The organism is Micromonospora sp. NBC_00860, assembly GCF_045207375.1.
GTDB classification, from domain to species: Bacteria; Actinomycetota; Actinomycetes; order Mycobacteriales; family Micromonosporaceae; genus Micromonospora; species Micromonospora vinacea.
Map to the genome: position 1 here is coordinate 4,773,677 of NZ_CP108825.1, position 18,012 is coordinate 4,791,688.

The 18,012-nt window shown below is 72.6% G+C and carries 21 protein-coding genes; 11 read left to right on the plus strand and 10 right to left on the minus strand.

Translation table 11 applies throughout. From position 1 onward, the window contains the following. Positions 1 to 87 precede the first annotated feature (87 nt). The 4 genes from OH804_RS21810 to OH804_RS21825 all read right to left on the minus strand — a co-directional run bounded on the left by OH804_RS21810 (position 88) and on the right by OH804_RS21825 (position 3,237). Positions 88 to 1,047 carry an electron transfer flavoprotein subunit alpha/FixB family protein gene (locus OH804_RS21810; RefSeq protein WP_091393283.1) on the minus strand — a complete coding sequence of 320 codons (960 nt, stop codon included), beginning with the start codon at positions 1,045 to 1,047 and terminating at the stop codon, positions 88 to 90. Between the two features lie 15 nt (positions 1,048 to 1,062). Next, entirely contained in the window at positions 1,063 to 1,842 is a 780-nt protein-coding gene (locus tag OH804_RS21815) for an electron transfer flavoprotein subunit beta/FixA family protein (RefSeq protein WP_112582103.1), read from the minus strand. 187 nt (positions 1,843 to 2,029) lie between these two features. After that, positions 2,030 to 2,437: a hypothetical protein gene (locus tag OH804_RS21820; protein ID WP_406059165.1), complete on the minus strand. Its 408-nt coding sequence runs from the start codon at positions 2,435 to 2,437 to the stop codon at positions 2,030 to 2,032. Between the two features lie 2 nt (positions 2,438 to 2,439). Beyond that, positions 2,440 to 3,237 (minus strand): GNAT family N-acetyltransferase, encoded by a 798-nt coding sequence (locus tag OH804_RS21825; protein ID WP_406059167.1) that lies wholly within the window; start codon positions 3,235 to 3,237, stop codon positions 2,440 to 2,442. Between the two features lie 42 nt (positions 3,238 to 3,279). Here OH804_RS21825 and OH804_RS21830 point away from each other — a divergent pair, with 42 nt between their 5' ends. The 3 genes from OH804_RS21830 to OH804_RS21840 are packed head-to-tail and all read left to right on the plus strand — an operon-like array spanning position 3,280 to position 4,418. After that, on the plus strand, positions 3,280 to 3,672 hold the full coding sequence (locus OH804_RS21830) for a YidH family protein (protein WP_196921422.1): 393 nt from the start codon (positions 3,280 to 3,282) through the stop codon (positions 3,670 to 3,672). Further along, positions 3,669 to 3,974, plus strand: coding sequence for a DUF202 domain-containing protein (locus tag OH804_RS21835; RefSeq protein ID WP_196921421.1), 306 nt, complete (start codon positions 3,669 to 3,671; stop codon positions 3,972 to 3,974). Before OH804_RS21830 ends, OH804_RS21835 begins: the two co-directional genes overlap by 4 nt. A 27-nt stretch (positions 3,975 to 4,001) precedes the next feature. After that, positions 4,002 to 4,418, plus strand: coding sequence for a PLD nuclease N-terminal domain-containing protein (locus OH804_RS21840; RefSeq protein ID WP_406059170.1), 417 nt, complete (start codon positions 4,002 to 4,004; stop codon positions 4,416 to 4,418). A gap of 48 nt (positions 4,419 to 4,466) precedes the next feature. Here the strand turns inward: OH804_RS21840 and OH804_RS21845 are convergent, their stop codons facing one another. Both OH804_RS21845 and OH804_RS21850 read right to left on the minus strand, forming a co-directional pair. Beyond that, positions 4,467 to 6,089: an acetolactate synthase gene (locus OH804_RS21845; RefSeq protein WP_406059172.1), complete on the minus strand. Its 1,623-nt coding sequence runs from the start codon at positions 6,087 to 6,089 to the stop codon at positions 4,467 to 4,469. Between the two features lie 122 nt (positions 6,090 to 6,211). Beyond that, positions 6,212 to 6,985 carry an enoyl-CoA hydratase/isomerase family protein gene (locus tag OH804_RS21850; protein WP_406059174.1) on the minus strand — a complete coding sequence of 258 codons (774 nt, stop codon included), beginning with the start codon at positions 6,983 to 6,985 and terminating at the stop codon, positions 6,212 to 6,214. A gap of 98 nt (positions 6,986 to 7,083) precedes the next feature. Here OH804_RS21850 and OH804_RS21855 point away from each other — a divergent pair, with 98 nt between their 5' ends. From OH804_RS21855 to OH804_RS21870, 4 genes are all read left to right on the plus strand, one after another. Then, complete coding sequence (locus OH804_RS21855; protein WP_196921417.1) at positions 7,084 to 7,563, plus strand: DUF6232 family protein; 480 nt, start codon at positions 7,084 to 7,086, stop codon at positions 7,561 to 7,563. A gap of 356 nt (positions 7,564 to 7,919) precedes the next feature. Further along, entirely contained in the window at positions 7,920 to 8,402 is a 483-nt protein-coding gene (locus OH804_RS21860) for a DUF6232 family protein (RefSeq protein ID WP_406059177.1), read from the plus strand. Next, the gene (locus OH804_RS21865) at positions 8,399 to 8,788 is read left to right on the plus strand and encodes a hypothetical protein (protein ID WP_196921415.1); all 390 of its coding nucleotides are present in this window, start codon (positions 8,399 to 8,401) and stop codon (positions 8,786 to 8,788) included. The genes OH804_RS21860 and OH804_RS21865 overlap by 4 nt, the downstream gene beginning before the upstream one ends. Before the next feature lie 47 nt (positions 8,789 to 8,835). Continuing rightward, entirely contained in the window at positions 8,836 to 9,564 is a 729-nt protein-coding gene (locus OH804_RS21870; protein WP_196921414.1) for a hypothetical protein, read from the plus strand. A gap of 24 nt (positions 9,565 to 9,588) precedes the next feature. On the opposite strand, the gene OH804_RS21875 is transcribed toward OH804_RS21870, so the two are convergent. Next, complete coding sequence (locus OH804_RS21875; RefSeq protein ID WP_406059179.1) at positions 9,589 to 10,047, minus strand: rhodanese-like domain-containing protein; 459 nt, start codon at positions 10,045 to 10,047, stop codon at positions 9,589 to 9,591. 70 nt (positions 10,048 to 10,117) lie between these two features. Here OH804_RS21875 and ftrA point away from each other — a divergent pair, with 70 nt between their 5' ends. Next, complete coding sequence (gene ftrA / locus OH804_RS21880) at positions 10,118 to 11,146, plus strand: transcriptional regulator FtrA (RefSeq protein ID WP_196921412.1); 1,029 nt, start codon at positions 10,118 to 10,120, stop codon at positions 11,144 to 11,146. Positions 11,147 to 11,185: 39 nt separating this feature from the next. Here ftrA and OH804_RS21885 read toward each other — a convergent pair whose 3' ends face one another. Both OH804_RS21885 and OH804_RS21890 read right to left on the minus strand, forming a co-directional pair. Continuing rightward, positions 11,186 to 12,082: a ribokinase gene (locus OH804_RS21885; RefSeq protein ID WP_196921411.1), complete on the minus strand. Its 897-nt coding sequence runs from the start codon at positions 12,080 to 12,082 to the stop codon at positions 11,186 to 11,188. 23 nt (positions 12,083 to 12,105) lie between these two features. Continuing rightward, positions 12,106 to 12,948: an ABC transporter ATP-binding protein gene (locus OH804_RS21890; RefSeq protein ID WP_406059182.1), complete on the minus strand. Its 843-nt coding sequence runs from the start codon at positions 12,946 to 12,948 to the stop codon at positions 12,106 to 12,108. A 131-nt stretch (positions 12,949 to 13,079) separates the two neighbouring features. On the opposite strand from OH804_RS21890, the gene OH804_RS21895 reads away from it, so the two are divergent. Then, positions 13,080 to 14,078, plus strand: a complete 999-nt coding sequence (locus OH804_RS21895) for an ABC transporter ATP-binding protein (protein ID WP_196921409.1) — start codon at positions 13,080 to 13,082, stop codon at positions 14,076 to 14,078. Next, positions 14,075 to 15,085 (plus strand): ABC transporter permease subunit, encoded by a 1,011-nt coding sequence (locus tag OH804_RS21900; RefSeq protein ID WP_196921408.1) that lies wholly within the window; start codon positions 14,075 to 14,077, stop codon positions 15,083 to 15,085. Before OH804_RS21895 ends, OH804_RS21900 begins: the two co-directional genes overlap by 4 nt. 124 nt (positions 15,086 to 15,209) lie before the next feature. On the opposite strand, the gene OH804_RS21905 is transcribed toward OH804_RS21900, so the two are convergent. Then, positions 15,210 to 16,385, minus strand: coding sequence for an ROK family transcriptional regulator (locus tag OH804_RS21905; protein ID WP_196921407.1), 1,176 nt, complete (start codon positions 16,383 to 16,385; stop codon positions 15,210 to 15,212). 169 nt (positions 16,386 to 16,554) lie between these two features. On the opposite strand from OH804_RS21905, the gene OH804_RS21910 reads away from it, so the two are divergent. Continuing rightward, positions 16,555 to 18,009, plus strand: a complete 1,455-nt coding sequence (locus OH804_RS21910) for a glycoside hydrolase family 3 protein (RefSeq protein ID WP_196921406.1) — start codon at positions 16,555 to 16,557, stop codon at positions 18,007 to 18,009. Positions 18,010 to 18,012: the final 3 nt, after the last annotated feature.

An 18,012-nucleotide genomic window follows, 5' to 3' on the forward strand; every position in this document is an offset into this window, starting at 1 on the left:
CCGGCTCAGCTCCCCGGCTCGCCGATCAGCTCCCCATACGGCAGTGGCCGCCCGTGCGAACGGGCGGCCACTGACGTGTCGCAGGTGTCACTTGCGCTTGCGGATCTCCTCGGCGGCCTGCGGGACGATCTTGAAGAGGTCGCCCACCACCCCGAAGTCGGCCAGCTCGAAGATCGGCGCCTCGCCGTCCTTGTTGACCGCGACGATGGTCTTCGAGGTCTGCATGCCGGCCCGGTGCTGGATGGCACCGGAGATGCCGAGGGCGACGTAGAGCTGCGGGGAGACCGTCTTGCCGGTCTGGCCCACCTGGAACTGGTGCGGGTAGAAGCCGGAGTCGACGGCCGCGCGGGACGCGCCGACGGCACCGCCGAGCAGGTCGGCCAGCTCCTCGACCAGCTTGAAGTTGTCGGCGTTGCCGACGCCCCGGCCGCCGGAGACGACCACGCCGGCCTCGGTCAGCTCGGGGCGGGAGCCCTTCTGCTCGGCGACCCGCTCGACGACAGTGGCCAGCTTGTCGGTGTCGGTGACCGAGACGCTGAGCTGCTCGATCGCCGGGGTGGCCGCCGCCGGGGCGGGGGTGACCGAGTTGGGCCGGACGGTGACCAGCGGCAGGCCCTTGGTGACCTTGGACTTGACGATGGTGGAGCCGGCGAAGGCGACCTGGGTCGCGGTGCCGTCGGCGTCCAGGCCGACCACGTCGGTCAGGATGCCGTTGTCGAGCTTGACGGCGAGCCGGGCGGCGATCTCCTTGCCCTCCTGGGCCGACGCCAGCAGCACGGCGGCCGGCTGCACCCGCTTGACCAACTCGGCCAGCACCGTCGCCTTGGGGGCCACCAGGTAGCCGTCGATCTCGTCACCCTCGGCGGCGTAGATCTTCTCCGCGCCGTACTCGCCCAGCTTGCCGCTCAGCGCCTCGGCGGCGCCGGCGCCACCGAGCACCACCGCGCTCGGGGTGCCCAGCTCACGCGCGAGGGTGAGCATTTCCAGGGTGACCTTCTTGACGCCGAATTCCTTGGTGGCTTCGACGACGACGAGAACCTCAGACATGTCAGAACCCCCCTCTCACACGAACTTCTCGGTGGCGAGGAACTCGACCAGCTTGACGCCGCCCTCGCCCTCATCAGTGATCTTTGCGCCGCCGGAGCGCGGGGGGCGCTTGGTGTGCTCGACAACGGCACTGGTGGCGCCGTCGAAGCCCACCTCGTCGGCAGCGACCCCGAGGTCGGCCAGCGAGAGCGTCTGCACCGGCTTCTTCTTGGCGGCCATGATGCCCTTGAAGGAGGGGTAGCGCGGCTCGTTGATGGTGTCCCAGACGGAGACCACGGCGGGGGTGGCGGCGGTGACCACCTCGTAGCCTTCCTCGGTCTGCCGCTCGACGGTCAGCGTCGCGCCGTCGACGGTGAGCTTGCGGGCACCGGTGAGGGCCGCGACGCCCAGCCGCTCGGCGATCATGTGCGGCATGACCTGGACCCGACCGTCGGTGGACTCGGCACCGCAGATGACCAGGTCGGCATTGAGCTGACCGAGCGCGGCGGCGAGCACCTTCGAGGTGGCGACGGCGCACGAGCCGTGCAGGGCGTCGTCGAGCACGTGCACGGCCTTGTCCGGGCCCATGGAGAGCGCCTTGCGGATCGACTCGGTCGCCCGGTCCGGACCCATGGTCAGGATGGTGACCTCGCCGCCGTGCGCCTCCTTGATCTTGAGGGCCTCCTCGATGGCGTACTCGTCCATCTCGTTGATCACGTTGTTCGCCGAACCGCGGTCGACGGTGTTGTCGTCATTGCGCAGGTTGCGGTCCGCGCCCGAATCAGGCACCTGCTTGACGAGTACGACGATGTTCATCGCGCTTCGACGACCCTCCTGTGTGGTGTTGCGATTCGCTCGCCCGGTCTGGGGCGCAGCGTCGCGCGTCGGTCGACGTGAGGTCAACCGCGGGCGGTTGTGCAGTTGCCCACGGCGCAATGTTACCTGCCAGTAGGTTGCGCTCCCGCAGCACTCAGGGTGACACAGCTCACCGACGCGCGGCCGGTCAGGCCGGCTCGGCCAACGCGACCCGGATCTGGTCGATGGCCGCCGCCTCGGCGGGCGCCACCCCGTCGTGCGCCCAGGCCACCCGGTCCGCCGCGGCCAACACCAGTTCGCGGTACGCGTCCACGTCGTGTGGGCACTTCTCGCGCAGGATCCGCACCGCCTGCCCGAGCGCCGGCAGCACCACCGACTCGATCTCCAGCTGCGAGTCCCGGGGAAGTCGCGGCAGCGGACCGGTGGTCAGCGCCTCCTTGACCGTGCCACTGGCGTCGGCCAGCGCGTCGGACGCGGCGATGCTCTCCCGGATCACCCCCAGGACTCCCGGGTCGGCGTTGGAGACCAGGAAGACAGCGCCGAAGGCACCGGTCTTGAGGGTCAGCCGCTCCTCGTCCGTCAACCGCTGCTCCATGATCACGGAGTGTAGACGTACGGGGTGGTGGTGGTGACCGCGACGAGGCCGAGCCGCTGGAGGATCGGCCGGCTGTCCTCGGAACAGTCGACCTGCATGAGCGTCCGACCTCGCTGCTCGGCCAGTCGCGCCCGGTAGTTGACCAACGCCCGGTAGATGCCCTTGCGCCGCCATTGCGGCAGGGTGGAGCCGCCCCACAGGGTGGCGAAGCCGGTGTTCGCCGGGAACCGCACCCAGCCGGCACTCACCACAGTCCCGTCCGCCTCGGCCACCACGACGGTGATCGAGTTCGGGTCGGCGTCGATCTCCTTGGCCAGGCCCCACACGAGGTGCGAACGGTCCTCCTGCCAGACCTCCTCCTCCATGGCGGCGATCCGCTCCAGGTCCTCCCGGGAGGTCACCTCACGCAGGCGTACCCCCTCGGGGGCGGCCGGCAACGCGGCGGCCAGCGGCGCGACCGGGCCGACCACGACGGTCTCCCGGTCCTCCGGCACGAAGCCGGCCGCGCGCAGGCGGTCCGCCAGGTCCGCCGGTTCGTCGTGCTCGTTGAGCTTCCACTCCGCCGACTCGCCCCGCTCACGGCACAACCGCACCTGCCGGGCGATCAGCTCGTCCAGCGCGTCGCCGGTCAACCCGCCCAGGTCGCGGTAGGTGATGAACCCGCCGGAATCGAGCCCGGTGATCCGGACCAGCGGCCCGTCCCGCTCCACGGTCACCCCGGCCGGAACCGGGTCGGGGATCTCCGGGCGGAGTTGGTTGTCGTAGGCGGTCCGCAGCGTCTGTACGTCGAGATCAGTCATCGGCCCAGGCTAAGCGGGATGGGAAGCGGATAATCTCCCACTGTGTGGGAGGCGATCAGGCGGTGGTTCGACCCGGCGGAGCTGGGCTCGGTCGGTGAGACACCGGACTACCGCTTCTCCCTGGCCAACGAACGAACCTTCCTCGCCTGGCTGCGCACCGGGTTGGCGCTGGTCGGTGGCGGGTTGGCCGCCGCCCAGTTCCTGCCACCGCTGCCGATGAGCCACCTGCGCGAGGTGATCGCTGTGGCGTTGCTGCTGCTCGGCGCGGCGGTCGCGATCCGCGCGGTGGACCACTGGGCGCGTACCGAGCGGGCCATCCGCCTCGGTCAGGAGCTGCCCGCCTCCCGGTTCCCCGCCATCCTCGCGCTCGCCGTCGGCGTCGGCGCGCTGCTGCTGGTGGCCGCCGTCCTGATGCGGGCGGTCGGCGGACGGTGAGCACCGGACGCGACCCGGGGCTGCAACCGGAGCGGACCCGGCTGGCCTGGCGGCGCACCCTGCTCACCGTGACCGTGGTGACAGTGCTCGCCGTCCGGCTGGCATCGACAGGCGACACGACAGGTGCGCTGATCGCCGGCGGGACCGTGCTGGTGTGGGGCGCCCTGCTGGTGCTCTGCTGGCCCCGCGGCACCGGCACCGGTCCGGCCCGCACCGGCGGCCGGACACTGCCCCTGGCCACGGCGGGCACTGTGGTCCTGGCGTTACTGGGAGTGCTGCTGGTGCTGCGCGGACTGTGGTGACGCGAACCGGTGCGTCATCATGGGTGCATGGCCCGGCTTGGCGTACTCCTCTTCCTGGTGCAGATTGTCCTCGCCGTCTGCGCGCTGATCAGCTGTCTCTCCGCCGAGGAGGGCCAGATCCGTGCCCTTCCCCGGATCGCCTGGGTGCTGATCATCCTGTTCTTCCCGCTGGTCGGCTCGATCGCCTGGTTCATCGTCGGCCGGGAGCCCAACCCCGGCGCCCGCAAGGGCTGGCCGGGCGGCACCGGCGGCGCCGAGCGGCAGCGCCCACGACCGGTGGCCCCCGACGACGACCCGGAGTTCCTGCGCTCCGTGGAGGAACGCGCCCAGCAGCAGGACCAGGAGCTCTTCCAGCGCTGGGAGGAAGACCTGCGGCGGCGCGAGGACGACCTGCGCCGCCGGGACGGCGAGCCGCCGCGCGAGGGCGACCGACCGGAGGTGTGAACGCGCCGCCGCCGCCGGCGCAGGAGCGACGGCGGCGGCGGGTGCGACTCAGGCCAGGTTCGACGACCGGGGGTACGCGTCGGTCGGGTCGGTGAGCACGTTCACCAGGTACGGCACTCCGGAGTCGAACGCCCGCTGGAGCGCCGGGCCGAGGTCGGCTGCCTTGGCGACCGTCTCCCCCGCCCCGCCGAGCGCGCTGACCACCGTGTCGTACCGCAACTCGGGCTGGAGGTCGGCGGCCACGTCGTAGCCGTACATGGCTCGCATCGGGTGCTTCTCCAGCCCCCAGATGCCGTTGTTGCCGACGACGATCACCACCGGCAGCTTCTGGCGGACCAGCGACTCGACGTCCATCAGCGAGAAGCCGGCAGCGCCGTCGCCCATCAGCACGCAGATCTGCCGGTCCGGGTGACTGACCCGGGCGCCCATCGCGTAACCCATGCCGGTGCCCAGGCAGCCGTACGGGCCCGGGTCCAGCCACGTGCCGGGCTGGGCCGGCTCCAGGTACCGCCCGGCGTACGACACGAAGTCGCCGCCGTCGCCGATGGTGATCGCGTCCGGGGCGAGCGCCCGACGCAGCTCGCCGTAGATCCGGGCCGGGCGGATCGGGTCGGTCTCGGCGGCCATCTCCGCGGCGTCCCGAGCCTTCGCCGCGTCCTCGGCGACACGCAGGTCGGCGATCCAGTCGGCGTGGTCGGCCCGGTCACCGGAGTGATCGGCCAGCGCGGACAGGATCAGGCGCAGGTCACCGGCGGGGGCGGCGGTCGGCTGCACGTGCGTCGCCCGTTGGCTGGGGGCGTCGACGATGTGCACCACCTTGGCGTCACCGAAGTCACCGAAGCTGAGCCGGAAGTCCAGCGGGGTGCCCACCACCACGACCACGTCGGCGCCGGAGAGCGCGGCCCGACGGGCCTTGGCGAACGCGAGCGGGTGCTGCGGCGGGAGCGAGCCGCGACCCATGCCGTTGGTGAAGACGGGCACCTGCAACGCCTCGGCCGCCTCGCGCAGGGCGGCGACCGCGTCGCCCGCGTACACGTCGGAGCCGGCGATGATGACCGGCCGCTGCGCCCCGGCGATGAGCATCGCCGCGCGGCCGACCTCCTCCGGGTCCGGGGCGATCGGGTCGACACCAGTCACGGTCGGCAGCTCGGCCTCGGCGACCGAGAAGACCGTCTCCAGCGGAAAGTCGAGGAAGGCCGGGCCGCGGTGCGGGGTGAGCGCGGCGTTGAGCGCCGCACCCACCGCACGCGGGATGTCGTCGGTGCTGAACACCGTCTCGGCATGCTTGGTGACCGGCGCGACCAGCGGCAGGTGGTCCATCTCTTGGAGGCTGCCCGAGCCCCAGCGGAACGCGGGCGCGCGCCCGCCGAGCACCAGCACCGGCGAGGCGTTGAAGAACGCGCTGGTCATGCCGGAGATGCCGTTGGTGACACCGGGCCCGGCGGTGAGCACCGCGAGGCCGGGGCGGCGCTGGAGCTTGGCCACCGCCTCGGCGGCGAAGACCGCGGACTGCTCGTGCCGGACGTCGTAGATCGGAAAGTCGGTCTTGTACGCGGCGTCGTACAGCGGGAAGACGTGCCCGCCGGACAGCGTGAACATCTCCCGTACGCCGTGCGCGCGAAGTGCCGCGAGCGCCAACTCGCCGCCGTGACCCTCGATCCGCTCCGTCATGTCGCTCCCATCGTCCGTGGCCGGGATCACAGGTTACCGGCCAGTCACTTGACCCTTCGACCGTGGCCCCGGCCAGTGGACGTTGCCGAGGTCAGGGGGCCGGCGGGCCGGGAAGCGACGGATCAGCGGCCGGTGAAGCCCGGCTTGCGCTTCTCGACGAAGGCGTTCATGCCCTCCCGCCGGTCGTCGGTGGCGAACAGCGCCGCGAAGAGCTGACTCTCCCAGGCCAGGCCCGAGTTCAGGTCCATGTCCAGGCCGCCGTCGACGGCCAGCTTCGCCGCCCGCAGCGCCTGCACCGGCCCGGTCAGGTACGGCGTGATCAGCGCGACGGCCGTGTCGTACACCTCGGCGGCCGGGGCGACCCGGTCGGCCAGGCCGATCCGCAGCGCCTCCTGCGCGTCCACCATCCGCCCCGACATGATCAGGTCCTTGGCGCGGGCCGGGCCGACCAGGCGGGCCAGCCGCTGGGTGCCGCCCGCACCCGGGATGATGCCCAGCTTGATCTCCGGCTGGCCGAGCTTGGCGTCCTCGGCGACCACCCGCCAGTCACAGGCCAACGCCAGCTCACAGCCGCCACCGAGGGCGTACCCGGTGATCGCGGCGACCACCGGCTTGGGGATCCGGGCGATCGCGCCGAGCGCGCTGGACAGGTTCGCGGCCCGGTCGGCCATGTCCACGTAGGACATCTCGGCCATCTGCTTGATGTCGGCGCCGGCCGCGAAGACCTTCTCCCCGCCGTACACGATGACGGCGCGGACCTCGGGATCGGCGGTGGCCGCCGTGGCGGCGGCGCGCAACTCCTCCTGCACCTGGGTGTTGAGCGCGTTCATCGGCGGCCGCTCCAGCCGGATCGTGCCGATGCCGTCAGTGGTCTCCAGCCGAACGAACTCGCCCACGCTGCCCTCACTTCCTCGTCGAAGTCGCGTGCCAACCTTACGACCCGGCTCGTTTGGGTAAGTAGTGTGGTGTCAGCCCCGCGGGCGGGAGTCCAGCCATGATCACTTATTACGACGACAGGTCGGTGCAGGTCACCTCCACCACCGTTCGCGTCGACGGCCGCAGCTACGCGCTGGCCGACATCACCATGATCTGGCACCGTCGGGGCACCCGTTCCTGGCGGGTGCTGGTGGGGCGGGGCGCGATCGGTGCAGCGCTCGCCGGTCCGCTGGTCGCGGCGGTGCTCGGCATCGGCGTGGCCGTCTGGTTGCACCGCTCCCCCACCGTGACGATCGCGATCGTCGGCGCGTCGGTGCTGGTCGGTCTGGCCGTCGGGCCGGTCGCCGACTTCCTCTTCGAACACCTGGACCGCTCGTACTCCCGGGGCAGCCGCCAACTGGAGATCTGGGCCCGCTGGCGGGGTCAGCCGGTGCGCCTGCTGCGTACCGGTGACGCGCTGCGCTTCGGGCAGATCTACCGGGCGGTGCAGCGCGCCGTCGAGCACAGCCAGCCCGCGCGCCCCGGCAGCCGCCGCTAGGCGGCCTGGTCCCGCTTCACATCCCGACCTGACCAGGGCCCGTCGCCACCGATGGGACCTGCGCGTCGACTGCACTCGCCACCGGGCGCGGCAGGCGCGGCAGCGGCGAGCGCGGCAGGTGGGTCGTTCCTGCAGTGCCGCCTGTGGAGCTGATATCGCAAACGAATCGGACCGGGACCGCGACGAGGCGCGTGATAACGCAGACGATTCAGCTCCAAAGGACCGCCACCACCACCTGTACCCGCCGGGCGGCCGCCGTCGAATCCTCCGCGACGAAGGGCCGATCCGCTGCGAAGACGGCCGAGTGCCGAGGTCCGAGCGAGGCGAGGGTTGCCTGTCGGTGGTTAGGCTTAGTGATGACCCTCTATTACCGGGACGACGCGGTGCAGGTGACCTCCGAGTCGATCCGGGCGGGCGGTCATGTGATCGCCCTGTCCGACGTGACGTTCGTCTGGCACGACCGGGGGCCGAAAACTCTTGCCGTCCGCGGCCGGGCGCTGGGGCGCGGCGTCCTGGTGCTGCTGCTCTCGCTGCCGCCGCTGGTCGCCGTGGTCTGCGTGCTGTCACTGGCCTGGTCGGCACAGGACCGGGGCAACTGGCAGCTGGCGTTGATCATTCTGGCTGCCTGTGCGGTGGGGGCTTTGGCGTTGATGCCGTTCCTGGAAATCCCGTTGGGTTGGCTGGACCGCTCCTACGAGCGCGGCAACCATGTGCACGAGCTGTGGGTGCAGCACCACGGCCGGGAGGACCTGCTGGTGCGCACCCCGGACGCGCTACGGTTCGGGCAGATCTACCGGGCCGTGCAGCGCGCCGTCGAACAGCAGGGGGACCATCGATGACCACCCGCCGCGGCGAGGCCGTCGCCCTGGCCGGCCTGCTCGCCGCGGCCGGCGTCACCCATCTGGTACGCCCCGGCGTCTACGACCCGATCGTGCCGCGCGCGTTGCCCGGCCCGGCCCGGTTCTGGACGTACGCCAGTGGGGTGGCCGAACTCGCTGTGGCGGCGGCGGTCGCGCACCCGGCCACCCGGCGGGCCGGCGGTCGGGCCGCCGCCGCGCTCTTCGTCGCCGTCCTGCCGGCGAACGTGAAGATGGCGGTGGACTGGCGACACCGACGGCCGACGAAGCGGGCCATCGCGTACGGCCGGGTGCCGTTGCAGGCGCCGCTGATCTGGTGGGCGCTGCGGGTGGCCCGCGCCGACACCGCCGGCCGACGGTCACGCTGACCGGCTCCGTCGGGCGGTTGTGGCACAGCCGACGCACACTTGACCCCATGGCGATTCCCCTCCCCACCCCGGCCGCCGTGGTCGGCCTGACCCGCTCCGCTCTCGACCAGGCGCTCGGCTCGGCCACCTCGATGGCCGCCGTGCCCGCCCGCGCGTTCGCGGTGCTGGACGGGGTGGAGGCGCTGCTGGCCCGGATCAACGGCGTGGTCGACCGGATCGAGACGACACTGGACCGGACCGACCAGGTGCTCACCGACGCCGAGGCCGCGGTTCGCGAGGTGGCAGTCATCAGCGCCGCCGCGACCACCGCCATCGACACGGCCACCGAGGTGGCCACCGCCGCCGCGGTGGTGGTCGCCGAGGCCGACCGGGTCTCCCGGGCGGCGAGCACGGTGGTCGCCGAGGCCGACCGGGTGGCGGGCCGCGCCGCCGCCACAGTGGGCACCGCGGCGGAGGCCGCCGCCACGGCGGCCGAGCTGCTGGCCGCGTACGAGCCGGCGCTGCGCCGGGCCGCGCCGATGGCCGGGCGGTTCGTCGAAGAGCTGAGTCACGAGGAGATCAGCGCGGCGATCCACCTGATCGACGAGTTGCCCAAGCTCAAGGAACACCTGACGGCCGACATCCTGCCGATCCTGGCCACGCTGGACCGGGTCGGCCCCGACCTGCACGACCTGCTGGACGTGACCCGCGACCTCAAACTCGCCGTGGCCGGCATCCCCGGGCTGGGCATGCTGCGTCGACGCGGCGAGAAGCTCGCCGACGAGCCCGTCGGCTGAGCCCTCACCCGCCCGAGCTGTGACTCAGCAGTCGCAGGTGATCGTCGTGGTCGGCGCGGTGAGGTCGTCGACCGGTCGCCGGGTCAGCCCGGCCTCCGTCACCACCGGCAGCCCCTCCCGCGCCCAGTACTCGAACCCGCCGAGCATCTCCTTCACCGGATGGCCGAGCCGGGCGAACTCCAGCGCCGCCCGGGTCGCGCCGTTGCAGCCCGGACCCCAGCAGTAGGTCACCACCGCCGACCCCGGCGGGATCAGGTCCACCGCCCGGCTCGCGATCTCGGCGGTGGGCAGGTGCACCGCGCCGGGGAGGTGCCCCTGCGCCCAGGCGGCCGCGCCCCGGGAGTCGACGACCACCAGGCCCGGGGTACCTGCCGACAGGTCGGCGTGCACATCACTGACGTCGGTCTCGACGCTGAGCCGATTGTGGAAGTGGGCGGCGGCGGTGGCCGGATCGGCCGGCGGAACGGCGAAGGCGAAGGTCATGCACCGATCCTCACCGGCACGCCACCTCGGGACGAGTGGCGCGAACGACGTCCTGCGCTAACATCCCGCCATGCCGATCCCGGCCACGACAACCGGCCCGCGCCCGCTACCAGCGCCCCGACGGCCAGCGGCCGCGCACCCTGTCGCCGTGCTCGCGTACCCGGGAATGTCGGTGTTCGAGACCGGCATCGTCACCGAGGTCTTCGGGCTGGCCCGACCCGAGTTCGACGTCGACTGGTACGACCTGGTGCTCTGCGCCGAGCAGCCGGGGCCGGTGCCGGTGGTCGGCGGAGCCACCCTGCACACCCCGTACGGTCTGGCCGAGCTGGCGGCGGCGCGGACGGTGATCGTGCCCGGCGTACCGGACGTGACCGCTGACCCGTCGCCCGAGCTGATCACCGCGCTCCGTCGGGCGCACCGGCGCGGCGCCCGGATCATGTCGATCTGCTCCGGGGCGTTCGCGCTGGCCGGAGCGGGCCTGCTGGACGGTCGGCGGGCCACTACCCACTGGCGGTACGCGGAACTGCTGGCGCGCCGCTACCCCCGGGTCGAGGTGCACCCGGACGTGCTCTACCTCGACGACGGTGACCTGCTCACCAGCGCCGGCAGCGCGGCCGGGCTGGACCTCTGCGTGCACGTGATCCGGCGCGACCACGGCGCGGCGATCGCCAACGCGGTCGCCCGACGGCTGGTGATCCCCCCGCACCGCGACGGCGGGCAGGCCCAGTTCGTCGAGGCACCGGTACCCGCCGACCCGGACGACGACCGGATCGCGGGCAGCATCGACTGGGCCCTCGCCCATCTCGCCGAGCCGCTGAGCGTGGCCCAGCTCGCCGGGCGGGCGCACATGTCGTCCCGCACCTACCTGCGGCACTTCGCCCGGGCCACCGGGACCAGCCCGATCCGTTGGCTCATCGACCAGCGGATCCGCGCCAGCCTGACCCTGCTGGAGGAGACCGACGCCCCGGTCGAGCAGGTCGCCCGCGCGGTGGGCTTCGACACGCCAGTGACCTACCGGCACCACTTCGGCCGGGTCATGCTGACCTCACCGTCGGCGTACCGCCGGGCCTTCCGCACGGGCGCGGGTCAGCGGACGTAACCCGCCGACGCGCTCAGGCCGGTTCAGCGCGGGACGCGCTCAGGCTGCTACGTACAGCTCGTCGATCTCGGCGCGTCGCGGTAGCGCCACCGACGCGCCGAGCTTGCGGACGCAGGCGGCGCCGGCCGCCGACGCCCAGCGCACCGCGTCGACCACGTCGCGCCCCTCGCCCCAGCCGACGGCCAGCGCCGCGGTGAACGCGTCACCGGCGGCGGTGGAGTCGACCACGTCGACCGGTACCGCCGGCACGTGCACCTCGGTGCCGTCCCGGTCGACGTACCAGGCGCCCTCACCGCCGAGGGTGAGCACGGCCCGGGGGGCCAGGTCGAGCAGCGCGCGGGGTTCCTCCCGACCTCGGCCGGCGAGCGCCTGCGCCTCGCCCTCGTTGACGACCAGCAGGTCCACGGCGGCGAGCAGTTCGGGTGGGAGGTCCCGCGCCGGGGCGGCGTTCAGAATGACCCTGGTGCCGGCGTCGCGGGCGGCCACCGCGGCGGCGGTCACTGTCTGCACCGGGATCTCCAGTTGGGCGACCAGGACGTCCGCCGCGCGCACCGTGGCCAGCTCATCCTCGGTGAGGTCGACCAGGGCCTCGTTGGCGCCGGGGGTGACCACTATGGCGTTCTCCCCCTGGGCGTTGACCATCACGAGCGCCACCCCGGACGCGCCGTAGACCACGCGAAGTTGACTGGTGTCCACGCCGGCCGCGGTGATGCGGGCCTTGAGGGTGACGCCGAAGGCGTCCGAGCCGATGGCGCCGAGGAAGACGCAGGAGGCGCCGGCCCGGACCGCGGCCACTGCCTGGTTGGCGCCCTTGCCGCCGGGCACCATCACGAAGTCGGTGCCGAGCATGGTCTCGCCCTGTCGCGGCAGCGCGGGTGCCATCGCGACCAGGTCCATGTTGGCGCTGCCCACCACGGCGACCCGGGTCTGCGGCACTGTCGTCTCCGTCTCTCCGACGCTCAGGCGGCGCGAGCCGTGAAGCGGTCGCCGGACCGCTCGACCACCAGTGGCAGCCCGAAGGTCTTGGAGAGGTTGTCACCGGTCAGCGTCTCGGTGAGCAGACCCTGGGCGACCACCCCACCCTCGCGCAGCAGCAGCGCGTGGGTGAACCCGGGCGGGATCTCCTCGACGTGGTGGGTGACCAGCACCATCGCCGGGGCGTCCGGGTCGTGGGCCAGCTCGGCCAGTCGGGCGACCAGGTCTTCCCGACCACCCAGGTCGAGCCCGGCGGCGGGCTCGTCGAGCAGCAGCAACTCCGGGTCGGTCATCAGGGCACGGGCGATCTGCACGCGCTTGCGCTCGCCCTCGGAGAGGGTGCCGTAGCGGCGCTCGGCGAGGCCACCGACGCCGAGTTGGCTCAGCAGCGCTCGCGCCCGCGCCTCGTCGCCACGGTCGTAGTTCTCCCGCCAGCGGCCGACCACCGACCAGGCGGCGGTCACCACCACGTCGCTGACCCGCTCGTCGGCGGGGAGTCGCTCGGCGATCGCGGCGGTGGTGAGGCCGATCCGGGTACGCAGCTCGTTGACGTCGGTGCGGCCGATCCGCTCGCCGAGCACGTACGCGACACCCGTGGTGGGGTGCAGCCGGCCAGCGGCGAGGTTGAGCAGTGTGGTCTTGCCTGCGCCGTTGGAGCCGAGCACGACCCACCGCTCGTCCAGTTCGACGCGCCAGGTCAGGTCCTGTAGGAGGGCGGTGCCAGAGCGGCGTACGCCGACGCCGTCGAGGCTGACCACCAGATCCGGGTCCACGAAAGCGGCGGCAGGCGCGGCGCCGGCAGCGCCGGGGATCAGGTCACCAGTCACCGCACCATCCAACCACGCAGCGCCGGGGTGCCCCCCATGGGCGGCACCTCAGCCATAGGCTGAAGCGCCGTGTCGTTGATCACCAAGCCCGAAGGACGGCCCATGCCCCGTCGACGTACGGAGCCGCGCGGATGAGCGCGGTCATCGAGATCGAGGGTCTGCGCAAGACCTTCCACAGCATGCGCAGCGGCCGACGGGTGGCGGTGGACGGGTTCGACCTGCTGGTCGAGGCGGGCCAGGTCCACGGTTTCCTGGGCCCCAACGGCTCGGGCAAGACCACCACGCTGCGGGCCCTGCTCGGGTTGGTACGCGCCGACAGCGGTCGGATGACAGTGCTCGGTGAACCGTCGCCGGAGTTGCTGACCCGGGTGGCCGGCCAGGTCGGCGCCATCGTGGAGAGCCCGCAGTTCTTCGGCAACTTCACCGGCTACCGCACGCTGCGATTGCTCGCCCGCGCGGGTGGAGTGCCGGTCTCGCGGGTGGACCAGGTGCTGGAGCTGGTGGGCCTGGACGACCGGGGCGACGAGCGGGTGAAGGGTTACTCGCTGGGCATGAAGCAGCGCCTCGCGGTGGCGTCCGCGCTGCTGAAGGACCCGCGGTTGCTCATCCTGGACGAGCCGGCGAACGGGCTGGACCCGGCGGGCATCCGGGAGATGCGGGACCTGATGCGGTCGCTGGCGGCCAGCGGGGTGACGGTGCTGGTGTCCAGTCACATCCTGGGCGAGATCCAGCTGATCTGCGACCACGTCACGATCATTTCGCGGGGTCGGCGGGTGGCGACCGGCCGGGTGGACGAGGTGCTGGCGGGTCACGACCGGCACGAGTTCCTGGTCCGGGTGGCCGAGCCGGAGCGCGCCGTCGAGTTGCTGCACGCGGCCGAGCTGACGGCTGTCGTGGACGGGGACGCGTTGGTGGTGGGTGGGGTGAGCGACCCGACAGTGGTCAGCCGGGTGCTCGGTGAGCAGGGTCTGTGGGTGGGCGAGCTGACGCCGCTGCGGCCGGATCTGGAGAGCGTCTTCCTGGAGCTGACCGGCGCGTACGAGCATCCGTCGGTGCCGCGGCAGGTCGACGACTCGTCGCTGCCGCAGGGCGAAGCTGTGATCGACCTCGATCGGGGAGTGGACGCGTGAACCTGGTGCGTGCCGAGTTGGAGCGACTGTCCGCGCGTCGCTTCGTGCAGCTCATGGTGGTCCTGTTGGTGTTGGCGTTCGCCGTGACGGCGGCGACCACGATGGCCGGCTCCCACAAACCGACAGCGAGTGAACTGAACTCGGCGCGGGAGCAGGCCGCCGACGCGCGGCGCGACCTGGAGGCCACCCACCAGGAGTGCCTGGCCCGCCAGGCCGGCACCTTGCCGGCCGACACGGACAGGTACCTTCCCAGCGACTGTTCGGCGGTCGACCCGATCCGGCAGGACCGACTGCCGATCGCCGCCGACTATCTGCCGGGTGTGTTCACCTTCGCCGAGCAGGCCGAGCCGCTGCTCTATTTCCTGATCGCGTTCCTGGTGCTCTTCGGGTTCCTGGTCGGCGCCTCCTACATCGGCGCTGACCTGAACTCGGGCGGTGTGGTGAACCTGCTGCTCTGGCGACCGCGCCGGGTGACGGTGCTCGCGGCCAAGTTGGGCACCCTGCTCGGCACGGTGTTGGTGCTGGCCCTGCTGGCGTCGGTGGCCTACCTCGCCGCGTTCTGGGTTATCGGGCAGACCGCCGGGTTGCCGGGCAGGCTGGACGGCGACTTCTGGCGTTCGCTCGGCGTGGTGCACGGCCGTGGCCTGGTGTTGGTGCTGCTGGCCTCAGCGTTGGGCTTCGCGATCGCCACGCTCGGTCGGCACACGTCGGCGGCGCTCGGCGCGTTCGCCGCGTACGCGGTGGTCTGGGAGTTGGGCGCCCGGCTGGTCCTGGAGATCGTCGACGCGCGGAAGTCGGACCTGTTCATGCTTTCCAGCCACATCGGGGCGTGGCTCAACGGCGGTGCGCGGTTCTACGACGAACGGCTGTGCACGGGCGGCCCCGGCCTCAACTGCGACCCGTTCTACACGATTACCTCGGGGGCGTCGCTGCTGGTGCTGCTCGTGCTGGCTGGCGGGCTGACCGCTGCGGCGTTCGCCGTGTTCCGCCGCCGCGACCTGATCTGAATCGAGGCCGTCGGGTCGCCCGGTCCGGGCGGCCCGACGGAACAGTCCAGGCCAGCGTCCGGCAAGAGCTTGCAAGCTACGGATGCTCGGTGAAATATTCCTTCACATGACCCCCGCAGCGGGCTCAGCCGACGGTGGAGCCGAACACCTCGTCGCGCACCGCGTCCAGGGCGGTGCGCAGCGCGCCGTGCAGGATCGGCTCCTCGGTCAGCCCGGTCGGCACCACTCGCGGCCGGACCAGGGTGATCGCCGCGACCTCCTGCTGCACCCGGTCGGCGAGCGCCGCGCCACCGGCCTGACCCACCTCGCCGGCGAGCACCACCAGCGGTGGGTCCAGCACCACACAGGTGCTGGCCACGCCGAGCGCGAGCCGACGGGCCAGCTCGTCGAGCATCGGGCCGCCGTCGGCGCCCGCCGCTACGGCCGCGCGGACCGCCTCGGCGGCGTCGGCGTCCGGGTAGCCGTGCTCGCGGGCCACCGCGCGCACCGAGTCCGCGCCGACCAGCTGCTGGAAGGCCGGCTTGGCGCGACGGGAGACGTCGCGCGGGATGGGCGCGCCGGGCACCGGCAGGTAGCCGATCTCGCCGGCCGCACCGCTGCTGCCATGGTGCAACCGCCCGCCCAGCATGATCGCCAGGCCGACGCCCGCGCCCACCCAGACCAGCACGAAGTCCGCCAGCCCCTGCGCGGCACCGGACTGCGCCTCGGCCACCGCGGCGAGATTGACGTCGTTCTCGAAGACCACCGGCGTGTGCAGGTCGTCCCGCAGCGCGGCGAGCAGACCGCTGTGCCAGCGCGGCAGGTTGAAGGCGAAGGTGATGTCGCCGGTGCCGGGGTCGACCAGACCCGGGGTGCCGAGCACGATCCGTCGTACGCTGCTCAGCTGCGCCTGGGCGCTGCTCGCCGCCTGCACGACGGCGTTGTGCACCACGCCCACCGGGTCGTCGGTGTCCCGGGTCGACTGCTCCACCCGGCCGATGACCGCACCGGTGATGTCGGCGCACGCGGCCACCACCCGGTCCGGCCCGACGTCCACGCCGACCACGTGCGCGCTGCCCGGGCGGACGGCGTAGAGCTGGGCGTTCGGCCCTCGCCCGCCGGCCTGCTCGCCGACCCGCGCGACGAGGCCGCGCTCCTCCAGCCGCTCGACCAGTTGCGAGGCGGTGACCTTCGACAGGCCGGTCAGCTCGCCGAGTCGAGCCCGGGTCAGCGGGCCGCGTTCGAGGAGCAACTCCAGCGCGGCACGGTCGTTGAGCGCCCGCAACAGGCGGGGGGTGCCGGGCAGCCGGGTCGCACTCATGACACGTCCTCTAGTTTTAGTAAACTTTGCTAACTGTAAACCGACCTGCGAACGGGTAGCCGTAGCGTAACGGCCACTCGACGGTGGGACGCTCCGCCGACTCGGCAGGGCCAGGACCACCACCGGTACGACGTTTCGTACCCGCGGGACACCGAAGGGGGAAGATCACGTGGGGTTGGATCCAGGACTGCGCCGGCTCGCGCTGGGCACGCTGCTGGCCGCGTACCCGGGACCGGTCCCGCCGGACTGGGCGGTCGACCTGCTGGCCGAGGGGCTGGCCGGGCACACCCTGTTCGGCACCAACGTGCACGACCCCGCGCAGGTGGCGGCGAGCACCGCCGCGCTGCGCGCCGGTCGGCCGGACGCGCTGATCGCCATCGACGAGGAGGGTGGCGACGTGACCCGACTGGCGCACGCCACCGGCAGCCCGTACCCCGGCAATGCCGCCCTGGGCGCGATCGGCGACGTGGCCCTCACCCGACGGGTCTACCAGTCGATCGGCGCGGAGCTGGCCGCGCTCGGCATCACCGTCAACCTCGCCCCCACTGTCGACGTCAACACCGCAGACGACAACCCGGTGATCGGCACCCGGTCCTTCGGCGCGGATCCGGTACGGGTCGCCGCCCACTCGGCCGCCGCCGTGGCCGGGTTGCAGGCCGCCGGCGTGGCCGCCTGCGCCAAGCACTTCCCCGGGCACGGCGCCACAGTCACCGACTCCCACCACGAACTGCCCACAGTGGACGCTCCGCTGGCCCTGCTGCGCCAGCGGGACCTACCGCCGTTCGCGGCCGTCGTCGCCGCCGGGGCGCGCGCCGTGATGACCGCGCACATCCGGGTGCCGGCGCTCACCGGCGCAGATCCCGCCACCTTCAGCCGGGCCGTCCTGGTCGACCTGCTGCGCACGGAGTACGGCTTCACCGGCACCGTCATCACCGACGCGCTGGAGATGAAGGGTGCCGCAGTGGCCGCCGGCGGGGTCGGGCCGGCCGCGGTCCGGGCCCTGGGCGCCGGCGCCGACCTGCTCTGCATCGGCGCGAAGGTCGACGCCGAGCTGGTCGAGCGGGTGGCCGCCGAGATCGTCGACGCGCTCACTGACGGCCGGCTGGCGAGGGCGCGGGTCGAGGAGGCGGCCGGCCGCGCCGCCGACCTCGCCGCCTGGGCCCGGGCCGCCGCCGGGTCACCGGCCACCGAGGATACCGAGCTGGGGTACGCCGCGGCGCGCCGCGCGGTTCGGGTGGACGGCCTGCTCACCGGCCTGAACCAGCCACTGGTGGTGCAACTGCACACCGAATCGACGATGGCCGAGGGTCGGGTGCCGTGGGGCCTCGGTCCACACCTGGACGGGGTGCCGGAGATCCGGGTGATCGCCACCGAGACCGACGCGACCACGCTGCGCGGCTTGGCCGGCGACCGTCCCATCGTGCTGGTCGGGCGGCACCTTCACCGGCTGCCGGGCGGCCCGGAGCTGATCGCCGACCTGGCGGCGGCGCACCCGGTGACAGTGGTCGAGATGGGCTGGCCGGCGCAGTGGCGACCAGCGGGCGTCCGCGCCTTCGTCACCACCTACGGCGCGAGCCACGCCAACGGTCGCGCGGCGGCCGAGGTGCTGGGCCTGGCCGGCTGAGCC